This window comes from Nonomuraea sp. NPDC048916, from assembly GCF_040649575.1.
GTDB lineage: Bacteria > Actinomycetota > Actinomycetes > Streptosporangiales > Streptosporangiaceae > Nonomuraea.
The window spans coordinates 1-11,062 of record NZ_JBEZFS010000022.1 but is presented as its reverse complement, the minus strand read 5'-3'; the positions used below and the strand labels follow the sequence as shown (position 1 = coordinate 11,062).

Sequence of the window (11,062 nt, the reverse complement as noted above, 5' to 3'; positions counted from 1 at the left end):
ATCAGGCGCCCGCGCATCCGCCCCCGGACACCGCCACGGCCCGTTCTCCACCAGCAGGATCAGGTGGAGACGGGCGCGGCGGGGCCGGGGGCGGATGCGTGTCCGCGTGCTGGTGGGCGCGGGCGATCGTGGAGGCGATGCCGAAGCTCCATTCGATAGTGCCGACCGCGTCGTCTTTGACCTGCATCTCCTCCAGCAGACGAGTCCGGCCGCCTTCAGGGGGTTGACCAGGAGGTCTCATCGCACTGGTGCGGCGGTGTTGCCGTGCCGGGTGTTGTTGGGGATGCCATGTTGTGCGCCGGGGTGGTCGACGCTGCCGGGCGGCTTGTTTTTCGGCCCATGAGGCTTCTCGGCGGCTTGGCCGGGGGGTTGTTTCGTCTGGCCTGGAGGTGTTTTGTCGGCGGCTTGGCCGGGAGGTTCGCGAGTTTGCCCCGGAGGCGTCCGCTTGAGGGTGGTGGCCGGCGGATCTTCGGCTGTGGGAGTGGTGACTGGTTTCGTCGGGTGCGGCGTTCGGCCGGTCGTTCGAGGGGCGTTGTCGTCGTCGGGGAGTGCGCGGGTGGTGGGGTGTGCGCGGGTGGTGGGGTGTGCGGGGTCTCTGGTCTTCTCAGGGGTGGGTTTGCTGGTTTGTTCGGGCGTAGGTCGTGTGCTGGAGGGTGTGACGAAGGTGGCGGGGATGGTCCGTGCGGTGGGCGTGGCGGTGGCGTGGTCCCGGGTCAGGGCGGCTGCGGGCAGGGGGGGTGCGGTGTGGGTGGGGGTGTTGCTGGTGGGGGTGTCGAGTGAGTCCAGGGTGGGGGTGCTGCTGGGGATGCCGAGCAGGATGGCGGCGAGGGCCAGGTGCATGAGCCCGGCCAGGACGGTGGCGATTTTGAGGGCTTCGGCGGCGAGGCTGGGGCGGTCGTCGGGCGGTGGTGGTTTGCGGATGGTCACGAGGGTGAGTGCCGGGTTGGTGCCAAGTTGGACCTCCGGGATCTGCTGAGAAGCCGAATTGATCTAGACATGGGATGCGGCATGTCGTCAAGACGGTTGACGGGATTCTGTCGAGGCGGCGTCTTCGCGAGCCGGTGGCCCGTGGGTTCTCGGGAGCACGGTCCCGTGGCCATCTGATCGGAGCGCGTATTCGTGATCTTTGGTGTGGCATGCATGGGCGCTGGGGGCTTTGTGTAGGTGGGGAGTTGTTTCGGCGGCCGTTCTAGGGATTGTCGGTTTGCTGTGAGTTTGCTGGGAGTCTGATCACGGTGCGGCACCCGCCGGTCGATGCGACCTGCGCTGTTTACGGACAGTCATGTTGACTGTTCGTCAGCTTCTGGTCGCTCTTGGGTGGATCTTCACGGCAGAGAACACCTTTCGCCGACACCTGCATCGTGTGGTCGAAAGTCCGGTACGTCACCTTCCGTAACTCTTGACCGGATATGTCATTCCGTGGCGTGATTACGGCGCTTCTGATCTTTAGATCTTCTTTATCTGCGGCCCTGGCGGTCGCGAGAAGAGTGGAGTGCCCTGTGCCGCTGTTACCCCCCGACAAGCGTCCTGAGCAGGTGTCGCGCCGTCGCCGTCGTCACGTACGGCGGCGGCGCGCCATTGCCGTGATGATCGCGTTCACCCTGGTGGCCTCCTTGGCGCCACCCACCCCGGCGCTGGCCCAGACGCCGTCGGCGGTCTCGGCCGAGCCAGGTCTGATCACCCGGGTCGCCTCCTGGCTGGCGGGCACGGTGGGCGGCTGGTTCGCCGAGGAACCGGAAGGGGAGATGCGCCCGGCTGAGGCGCCGATCGCCCTGCTGGGGCGGGACGGCGGGGCGGCGCCGCTGAAGCTGGATCCGGTCAAGGAGCCGGGCAAACGAGTCAAGGAGCTGACCGGACAGCGCACCGCGGTGAGCAAGACCTTCGAGCTGGAGGACGGCCGCCGCCAGGTGGAGATCGCGGCGGTGCGGCAGCACGTCCAGGACGAGGACGGCCGGTGGCGGCCGATCGACACCCGGGTGCGCGAGCAGACCGAGGACGGGTTCGTGCTGGGCGCGGAGCGGACCGGGTTCGTGGTGCGGTTCGGGGAGCGCAGCGACAAGCTGCTGCGGGTAGGGCAGGGCGACGCGCAGTTGACGTTCGCGCTGCCCGGCGAGTCACGGGCGATCACGCCGGAGGTGGACGGGGCGAAGGTGACCTACCGGGGCGCGTTCGGGGACGGCGCGGATCTGGTGTACGAGGTGACCGCGTCCGGGGTGAAGGAGAGCATCGTGCTTTCGCGGGCTCCGGCGGGCGCGCCGTCGTTCGCCTTCACGCTGACGGTCGCGGGCGGGCTGCGGGCCCAGGCCGGCCAGGACGGGTCGATCGCGTTCCTGTCGCCGTCGGGTGAGAGGCCGATGTTCACGATCCCGAAGCCGTTCATGGTCGATTCGGCCGATGACGCGGCCGCGCCGACTGGCAAGCGGTTCTCAGCCGCGGTCGGCCAGACGGTGAGTCAGCAGGGCGAGCAGGTGAACGTCACGATCAACGCCGACGCCTCCTGGCTGGCGGGGCCGGAGCGTGCCTGGCCGGTGACGATCGACCCAACGGTGGTGGTGGCGCCGACCGCCGGGATATCCAAGGACGTCACGATCGTCTCCTCGGCGCCGACCACCAACTACTACAACGACTTTCGGCTGATGGTGGGCCGCTCGGGCACCAGCGTGAACCGGTCACTGGTGCAGTTCGATCTAGCCGGGCTGGTGCCGGCCGGGACCGTGATCGACAAGGCGGAGCTCGGGCTCTACTACGACCAGACGCTGGCCGCCACCGGCACCGCCCCGGTGCCGCTGGAGGCCCGGGCGGTCACCAGTGCGTGGGAGGAGAGCACGGCGACCTGGAACTCGATCAGCGCCGCCATCGGTGAGGTGGCGGGCACCGCCACCTACCAGCCGCCGCGAGCCAGCCTGTGGCACGGCTACCCCATCACCGATGTGGTGCGCGGCTGGGTGGACGGCTCGCGGCCCAACCACGGCGTGATGGTCAAGGCCGTCGACGAGAGCGTCGCGGGCGGCGGGCCGAGCTACTCCGGCGGCGAGTACGCGGCCGGGTTCCCGGAGCACCCGATGCCGAAGCTGACGCTGACCTACGGCATGCCGTCGGTGCAGCTGGCGCGGGCGCTGGTGGTGCACGCGACCGGTGCGGAGCTGTCCTGGAAGGCGTATGACGGGCCTGGGGAGGTGGTGGAGTACCAGGTGCATCGCAGCCCCGACGCCGCCTTCACTCCGTCACCGGCCACGCTGGTGGCGCCGCTGGATGGCCAGGCCACCTCCTACGTCGACACCTCGGCCACCCCTGAGGGCGCGGCGACGTACCGGATCGTGGCGGTGCGTGCCGATGGGCAGGCCTCGGCGTCCAACCCGATCCGGGAGGGATTGCCGAACGTCGGCGTGACCCATGCCACCATCCCGGCCAGCGTCGACACCACACTGTCCAGCTGTCAGCCCAGCGTCGGTCACGACGAGCTGGGCGGGCGGCCGAACCTGTCAGCGGGTTTCGGCGGCACCGCGTACGGCAACACCCGGGCGCTGCTGAAGTTCGACACCTCGATGATCCCCACTGGGGTGCAGGGCGTGTCGGCGAATCTGCGGCTGTTCCAGGTGGGCTACCGCGGCAGCGACGCCGGCTTCCACGCCTACCCGCTGACCCGCCCCTTCGACGAAGCCGCCGCGAACTGGACCAGCGCCGCCCCCGGCGTGGCCTGGACCAAAGCGGGAGGCGACTACGAGGCCACCGCTGTGGGGGAGGGTCACGTCGGCTTCCCGGATGACTCCTCCATCTGGTGGCAGATGGACGGCTTCGGCTCGGTGGCGCAGCGCTGGGTGAGCGACCCGGCCACCAACCACGGCCTGCTGGTACGCGCTGACCAGGAGAACAGCAAGGCCTGCCCGGCCAGCGGCAACGGTGCCACCTTCACCTCCTCCGAGACCGGCGAGCCGGAGACGCGGGCGTGGCTGTCGGTCTCCTACTACGACCCTGCCCTGATCTACCACGCCCCGGACACGCCCGCCCGGCTGTCCGGCGGTGAGCAGCAGACCGTCCCGGTGACGATCACCAACCCGACCAACGAAACCTGGACCGCCGGCACCACCCGGCTGAGCTACTTCTGGAAACTGCCCGACGGCACCGACGTCACCGGCACCACCCAGCTGTTCACCCCGCTGACCGCCGATCTGGAACCCCTCGACACGGTCACTGTCCAGGCGCAGGTCCAGGCCCCAGTGCTGAACTCCGGCAACATGGCCGACGCCGCCTCCCTCGTCTGGGACATCCAAGACACCGTCACCAACAACTGGAAATCGGCCAGCCACCACCTGCCGCAACTGCCGCAGCAGATCGCGCCGAACGCCTGAGCGAGACCAAGGCCAACGGCAACACCGTCACCTACGACTACTTCCTGTCCGGCGTCCTACGCCACAGCCTGGAAACCAAGCCCAACGCCACCGTCGTGGCCGAACACACCCTCGGCTACCAAGGCAACCTGCACCGCGCCCGCGACACCGCCAAAATCCAGAACGCCGACACCCCAGGCGCCTACCTCGAACACGAATACGCCTACACCTACGACCCCCGCGACCGCATCGCCAAAACGGTGAAAACCCCGATCGGCGGCGGCACCGCGGAAACCGAAACCTACTCCCACGACGCCAACAGCAACGTCTACGACGAAACCGTCCTGGGCAAGCAGACCACCTTCACCTACGACCGCAACCGCCTCATGACCTCCGTCAGCAGCGGTCAGACCTCCACCTACACCTACGACCCCTACGGCCGGCTGCGCACCATTCAAGGCGGCGGCAAAACCTGGGAGAAGTACACCTACGACGGCTTCGACCACATCACCAAACACGAGAAACTCGGCGGCGACGGCGTCACCAGCACAGTCACCAGCTACACCTACGACCCGCTGGACCGCACCACCACCAAAACCGAGAAGGAAGGCACCGCCTCCGCGAAAACCACCACCTACTCCTACCTCGGCCTATCCGCCGAAGTCCTGGACGAAGAGGTGGCCGGCAAACTCACCAAATCCTTCCAGTACGGCGCCTGGGGCGAACGCCTGTCACAGGTGAAGATCGCCGACGAAGGCCGCGAAGAGTCCTCCTACTACGGCTACAACCCGCACACCGACGTCGAACAAATAACGAGCGAGACCGGCGACACCCGCGCCACCTACGGCTACACCGCCTACGGCAAGAACGACGGCAAACTCTTCACCGGCATCGACAAACCCGACCCCATCGACCCCACCGCCAAAGAGGAATACAACCCCTACCGCTTCAACGCCAAGCGCTGGGACAACTCCACCGGCATGTACGACATGGGGTTCCGCGACTACAACCCCGGCCTCAACCGCTACCTCCTCCGCGACACCTACAACGGCGCCCTCGACGACCTCAACCTCGGCACCGACCCCTGGACCAGCAACCGCTACGCCTTCACCGGCGGCAACCCCATCACCGGCATCGAGATGGACGGGCACGAACCACGCCCCGGCCACTGCCAGCCGGGTGTGAATTGCCCGACCAGTGATAAAGAGATAGAGGCAGCGAACAAGGAAAACCGCGATGGGCATGACCAGATGCTTAAGAACTTCAAAAAGCGGGAGGACGCCAACACTCCGACCGTATATCTGGATTGTTCAGGCGGGGAATGTCGACAGGGATTCAACATTTGGGAACAGACTTACATCCTGATCATGTGGAGCTGGTTCAATAACACCAAAACAGCTACCACATGCGTGCAGGAGGGCGATGCCGAAGCCTGTCTGGATACCGCGCTCGACACCAGATTCAAGAACAATCCCCACGCCCCAGACACTCCCCACAAATCCAAGGCAATTCCCTGCCATAGCTTCGTGCCGGGAACCCAAGTCGTTATGGCTGATGGAACGCATAAGCCGATCGAAGAGGTGATGGTCGGCGACGAGGTACTGGCAACCGATCCCGAAACCGGCGAGACCAGGGCCGAACCCGTCACAGCGATCATGACTAGTAAGGGTGACAAGCACCTCGTCCAGATCAGCATCGACAACGGTGAGGCCGGCAGTACGGTGATCGCCACGGATCACCACCCCTTCTGGGTCCCCGAACTGCGGAGATGGCTCCACGCGAGCGACCTCGCGCCGGGAATGTGGCTACGCACCTCCGCGGGAACCCACGTCCAGATCAAGGCAATCAAACGATGGGCCACCGTCCAACGGGTCCACAACATGACAGTCGCCGACCTGCACACGTACTACGTGCTGGCTGGCAAGACTTCCGTCCTGGTCCATAATTCGAGTTGCCCAAGGTTCGTCGTCGATTCCTCTGGTAGCGTAGTCGAACTTCCGGCGGTCAAGAACACTATCAGTCGACAGAAGCAGGATCGGCACATCCTGAATGGCCGAGGATATCGGGACGGTGGATATTTCAACTCTCACGATGATGCTCAGGCCGTACTTGATGCGTACCTCAGCGGAAAAGCGCAGATCCTGGGGCTTACCAAGGGAGGGCAAATCAAAATCAGAGTCAATTCCGTTACCGGCTACGACAACAATCCACGCATGGGCCGATTCGGTGTACCCACGAACATCTTCATGATCAAAGGTACAACGAGTCCGAGCGTGGTGCCGATGAACCCGAACTAGAGTGAATAATGGCGAGTCCCGAGGAACTCGAGCGAGAGAATGGGATAGTTCTGGACGCTGTCCAGGCGCTATTGGGCCTTATCTCTCCAGATGTGATTGCCGTAGCGGTCCGCGTGGAGAAGGATCGCGTCGAGTTGAGTTTCTGGGTTCGACGCCGTACGAGCGAACTCGACGAGGACATTCAAGATGCGGTCTCTGAGATGGAAGCTCTCCTTTCTGGAGAGGGTCCGCTCATCGAGCCAAGAGTCCATGATGGAGCCCCCAATCCGACGATGCTGCGTTCGTATGGTCGGATGATCTATTGGGCGAAGTACTAAGCCGGGCTCGGTTCGGACAGGAATTCTGGTCGAACCGAGCCGGGTCCGCCGGTCGGGGTGCTCAGACATGCATCGAAGGCCGAGGAATCGGCTGCTCGGGTGAGTCAGCCCGGAGCAGCGCAGCCTGCGCCGAAGTCCGCTGGGGTGCCCCGATCTTTCCGGACACGGACCCAAGTAGGGTTTACGTGACACCCGGAAGGCAAGGTAGTGGCGAAGAAGCCGGTAAGCATTCAGCAGCAGAATCGACGGAGTGTGATCTGCGCTGGTTATCCGGGCAGGGAGACGGGTGGCATCCAGAGGTTTCCGGTGAAGGCGCGGCGGATCGCGTCGAAGGCACCCAAGCCGTGCTTGCGGGCGCTGTCGAGGTAGGAACGGACGGTCAACCAGGCGGTGGCCCCGTCTTCGGATTGGTGGCAGCCGGAGATCTTCTGCTGGGTCTTGGCCGGTCGGATGTCGCGGTCAGGTAACCCCGGCGCATTGCTGCGCCAGGGTCCCCTCAGAACCGGACGTGCCCGCTTTCCGGGCATCACGGCTCAAGCAAACCCTGAAGGCTCGCAGGCTGTCAGGTGTACCTGACTGCCTCGGGCGTTGGGACGCCGTCGGCAGTGTTCGTGGACAAGACGCTGTTCCTTCTCGCCTGACGGGCTGTTGGCCGTGATGGCGATCGCGTTCAAGGTGATCGCCTTACGGATCGCCGATGCCCACTGTTCCCATTCGTGTGGGCTGCGCGGCTGGTTGTCGGCGTGCAGCAAGAGACCTCCGCAGACCGGACAGCGGCCTCGTTGCCTCTTGAGGAGGCGAAAACGGGGGCCGCCGATCGGCGGTTGGCTGGTGTTCCTGCGACGGCGCAGGTACCAGTAGCCGGTCAGGGCAGGGTCATCAGGGGATGTCCGGCCTTTGACCAGGTCATGTCGGACGATCTTCGTCCAGCCGAAGCGAGTCAGATAGGCTCCGGTTTCCCGGTCGCCGAACACCCACTTATCTCGTCTGGTCGGATGGAACTGGCCATAGCACCGGCTGACCATCCGGTGCTTTGACCTGCGGTTGTGGGCCGCGCCCAGGGAGATGGTGTTTGAGAAGGCCACCTGTAATCCGGTGGACTATTAGGAGGCAATCGCCTCAATGGTCACTTTAGCATCGTTTGTCTCATTCTTGGAGTCGGTCTTCTTCCGGCATTCAGCGAGGATCTCCCGGCCCAGGTAACGGCGTTGCTCGGTCCATTCGTCGTTCTGCTCGGCCAGCACCGCGCCGACGAGCCGGATGATCGAGTCGCGGTTGGGGAAGATTCCCACCACGTCGGTGCGGCGGCGGATCTCCTTGTTCAGGCGCTCTTGGGGATTGTTGCTCCAGGTCTGGCGCCAGACGGCTTTGGGGAAGGCGGCGAAGGCCAGGATGTCCTCGCGCGCCTCGTCCAGGTGCTCGGCCGCGGCCGGGTACTTGGCCTCCAGCGTCTGCACGACGTGCCGGTGCTGGGCGTAGACGGAGGCGGCATCGGGCTGCTCGAAGACGGTGCGCAGCATGGTCGCCACCCACGGCTGCGCCGACTTCGGAACGCGGCAGAGCAAATTTCTCGCGTAGTGCGTTCGGCACCGCTGCCAGGACGCGCCGGGCAGCGTGGAGGCGATCGCGTCGCGCAGCCCGGCGTGGCAGTCGGAGGTGACCATCACCACTCCGGACAGGCCGCGGGCGACCAGGCCGCGCAGGAACGCCAGCCAGCCCGCGCCGTCCTCGGAGGAGACGACGTCCAGGCCGAGGATCTCCCGCTGGCCGTCGGCGTTGACGCCGGTGGCGACCAGGGCGTGCACCGTCACCGTGCGGCCGCCCTCGCGCACCTTCTGCGTCAGCGCGTCGATCCAGACGAAGGTGTAAGGGCCGCCGTCCAGCGGCCGGGAGCGGAACTGCTCCACCATGCCGTCGAGGTCGGTGGCCATCGCCGAGACCTGCGACTTGGACAGGCTCGTGATGCCCATCGCCTCGGCCAGCTTCTCCACCCGCCGCGTCGACACCCCGAGCAGGTAGCTGGTGGCCACCACCGTGGTGAGCGCCCGCTCGGCCCGGCGTCGCTTGTCCAGCAGGAAGTCCGGGAAGTACGAGCCGGTCCGCAGCCGTGGCACGGCCAGCTCGATCGACCCGGCCCGGGTGTCCCACGGACGGGTGCGATAGCCGTTGCGTTGACCCGCTCGCTGCTGACCTCGCCGTAGCCGGCGCCGCACAACTGCTCGACCTCGGCGTCCATCATCCGCTGGGCGAACTCGCGGATCATCGTCCGGAGCAGGTCCGGGCTCGCCGTGGCGAGGGTGTCTTCCAAGTACTCCCCGGCAGCGGGCACAATGTCATTGACGGCCACTTCGTCCCCTTCGTGTTGATGTGAGCGAATCGAAGGATTACGGAGTGGCCGTCTCTTGTCACATGGATCTCACCCGCACCACAGCATGGGCTAGATCACCCGCACACCATCTCCCTGGACGTGAACCGGTTGTGGCGGTAGAGCGCCCATTTGTAGGTGAGGCGCCACAGATGATGATCCAGCGCGTGGAACGTCTCTGTGGACACCACCCCTCGGTGGTAGGCGGCCCATCCCCGCACGATCGGGTTGATCGTGCGGATGACCGCCAGGGCGTTGGCCCCGCGCAGGGCCAGCATCTCGGCGGACAACCTCCGGCGGATACGACTTCATCGCCACGTGGAACTCCTTGTCTCCGGATCTCCATCATCTGGTACTCAAGGTGTCCACACCCCGGGGGGAGGTTCCATCGTAACCCCGTCGGTGTCGGCCAGCAGCGTTCCTGACAGCGAGCACAGCTCGATCAGCTGGTGCCAATCGCGCCCGGCCCGGGCCAGCCGCGACATCTCGGTGCCCAGCACCAGACCCACATGCCCCATCGTGATCTTGGTGACCAGCCGCGCGAACCCCGGACGCTGAGCCGCAGTGGCCGCCGATCGTCCCAGATCCTCATCGATCACGATCACACGCGAGGCCGGCCAGCCCAACGCCACCGCCCGCTCGACCAGGCCATACTGCAGCCGCGTCGACTCACCGTGATCAAGTACCTGCTGGCGGGTGGACTGGCGCACATACACCACCGCCAGCCGGTCACGATGCCGCCCCAGGATCTTTCCCTGCTCACGCTCGCGCGGCATCGCCCTCACCCCCGCCCTGCCCCGCCAGGCCGCCCGCATCGGCCGCGGCCCGCTCCACCAGCATGATCAGGGTCCGCACCACCTCCTGCCGGTTCATCTCCGGGAACGCCACCCACAGCGTGCTTACCGGGATCTGGGGGGACCGTCCTCGCCTGCGCTGTCCAGATGCGCCACCTTCGCCGTGATCACGGGCCCTCAACTGCTCGACCACCTCAACCAGCCGAAGCAAGCCCTCACTGCTGATAATCGGCGCGGTTACACCCGGTTGTCCATCTTTCACCGCACTGTGACAAGCCGACTGAAGGTGTCTGGTCACTGCTCAAGCGGGCCACGGCCAACTTCGTCGTGGCCGACCTGCACGGACTCGTCCGGATCATCAAACGCAAACTCAAGAAGATTCAGTATCGACCCCACCTGCTCGACGGGTGCCTCGCCCAGACAGGCCTGGCGATCGAACACCCTTCGATCACATGACCGACCGACCCTACGAATTCATCCTGTGTACACCTACGACCCGCTCGACCGCACCACCACCAAAACCGAGAAAGAAGGAACCGCCTCAGCGAAAACCACCACCTACTCCTACCTCGGCCTGTCCGCCGAAGTGCTGGACGAAGAGGTGTCCGGCAGGCTGGTCAAGTCCTTCCAATACTCGCCGTGGGGCGAACGCCTGTCCCAGGTGAAATTCACCGACGACAACCGCGAGGAATCCTCCTACTACGGCTACAACCCGCACTCCGACGTCGAACAGATCACCTCCGAGACCGGTGACACCCGCGCCACCTACGGCTACACCGCCTACGGCAAGAACGACGACAAACTCTTCACCGGTGACCCTGTTGCCGAATTCTGCTGACACGCCGGGCGACTTCCGAGTTCTGGGTGGCGCTGGGGTGAAAGATCGCCCCTGCGTGCCGTGACCCTCCCCTCGACCGGCCGCAGGATGGGCATGTGATGTCGATGCAACCGCGGTCGGTGC

Annotated in this window: 10 protein-coding genes and 1 pseudogene; 3 read left to right on the top strand and 8 right to left on the bottom strand. The window is 65.5% G+C overall.

Going from position 1 to position 11,062, the window contains the following annotated elements; all coding sequences use genetic code 11:
* Position 1: 1 nt before the first annotated feature.
* Both AB0C16_RS23620 and AB0C16_RS23615 read right to left on the bottom strand, forming a co-directional pair.
* Entirely contained in the window at positions 2–187 is a 186-nt protein-coding gene (locus AB0C16_RS23620) for a hypothetical protein (RefSeq protein ID WP_357686056.1), read from the bottom strand.
* A gap of 50 nt (positions 188–237) precedes the next feature.
* Entirely contained in the window at positions 238–927 is a 690-nt protein-coding gene (locus AB0C16_RS23615; RefSeq protein WP_357686055.1) for a hypothetical protein, read from the bottom strand.
* Positions 928–1,499: 572 nt separating this feature from the next.
* Here AB0C16_RS23615 and AB0C16_RS23610 point away from each other — a divergent pair.
* Positions 1,500–4,349: a DNRLRE domain-containing protein gene (locus AB0C16_RS23610; protein ID WP_357686054.1), complete on the top strand. Its 2,850-nt coding sequence runs from the start codon at positions 1,500–1,502 to the stop codon at positions 4,347–4,349.
* A 95-nt stretch (positions 4,350–4,444) separates the two neighbouring features.
* Complete coding sequence (locus AB0C16_RS23605; RefSeq protein ID WP_357686053.1) at positions 4,445–6,625, top strand: polymorphic toxin-type HINT domain-containing protein; 2,181 nt, start codon at positions 4,445–4,447, stop codon at positions 6,623–6,625.
* Positions 6,626–7,208: 583 nt separating this feature from the next.
* Here AB0C16_RS23605 and AB0C16_RS23600 read toward each other — a convergent pair.
* From AB0C16_RS23600 to AB0C16_RS23575, 6 genes and pseudogenes are all read right to left on the bottom strand, one after another.
* Positions 7,209–7,472, bottom strand: coding sequence for a hypothetical protein (locus tag AB0C16_RS23600; RefSeq protein WP_357686169.1), 264 nt, complete (start codon positions 7,470–7,472; stop codon positions 7,209–7,211).
* Between the two features lie 3 nt (positions 7,473–7,475).
* Positions 7,476–8,027 carry a hypothetical protein gene (locus tag AB0C16_RS23595; protein ID WP_357686052.1) on the bottom strand — a complete coding sequence of 184 codons (552 nt, stop codon included), beginning with the start codon at positions 8,025–8,027 and terminating at the stop codon, positions 7,476–7,478.
* An 18-nt stretch (positions 8,028–8,045) separates the two neighbouring features.
* Positions 8,046–9,274: pseudogene (locus tag AB0C16_RS23590) on the bottom strand (IS256 family transposase).
* A 110-nt stretch (positions 9,275–9,384) separates the two neighbouring features.
* Positions 9,385–9,609, bottom strand: a complete 225-nt coding sequence (locus AB0C16_RS23585) for a group II intron maturase-specific domain-containing protein (RefSeq protein WP_357686167.1) — start codon at positions 9,607–9,609, stop codon at positions 9,385–9,387.
* Between the two features lie 54 nt (positions 9,610–9,663).
* A complete protein-coding gene (locus AB0C16_RS23580) occupies positions 9,664–10,083 on the bottom strand; it encodes a recombinase family protein (RefSeq protein ID WP_357686051.1) in 420 nt (139 codons plus the stop codon).
* Positions 10,084–10,395: 312 nt separating this feature from the next.
* A complete protein-coding gene (locus AB0C16_RS23575) occupies positions 10,396–10,542 on the bottom strand; it encodes a hypothetical protein (RefSeq protein WP_357686050.1) in 147 nt (48 codons plus the stop codon).
* 40 nt (positions 10,543–10,582) lie between these two features.
* Between AB0C16_RS23575 and AB0C16_RS23570 the strand changes: the two genes are divergently transcribed.
* Positions 10,583–10,939 (top strand): hypothetical protein, encoded by a 357-nt coding sequence (locus tag AB0C16_RS23570; protein ID WP_357686049.1) that lies wholly within the window; start codon positions 10,583–10,585, stop codon positions 10,937–10,939.
* Positions 10,940–11,062 lie beyond the last annotated feature (123 nt).

Excerpts from the sequence above, each read along its gene's own strand:
- AB0C16_RS23620 (WP_357686056.1), bottom strand. The coding sequence starts at position 187 with ATGCAGGTCAAAGACGACGCGGTCGGCACTATCGAATGGAGCTTCGGC.
- AB0C16_RS23580 (WP_357686051.1), bottom strand. The coding sequence starts at position 10,083 with ATGCCGCGCGAGCGTGAGCAGGGAAAGATCCTGGGGCGGCATCGTGAC.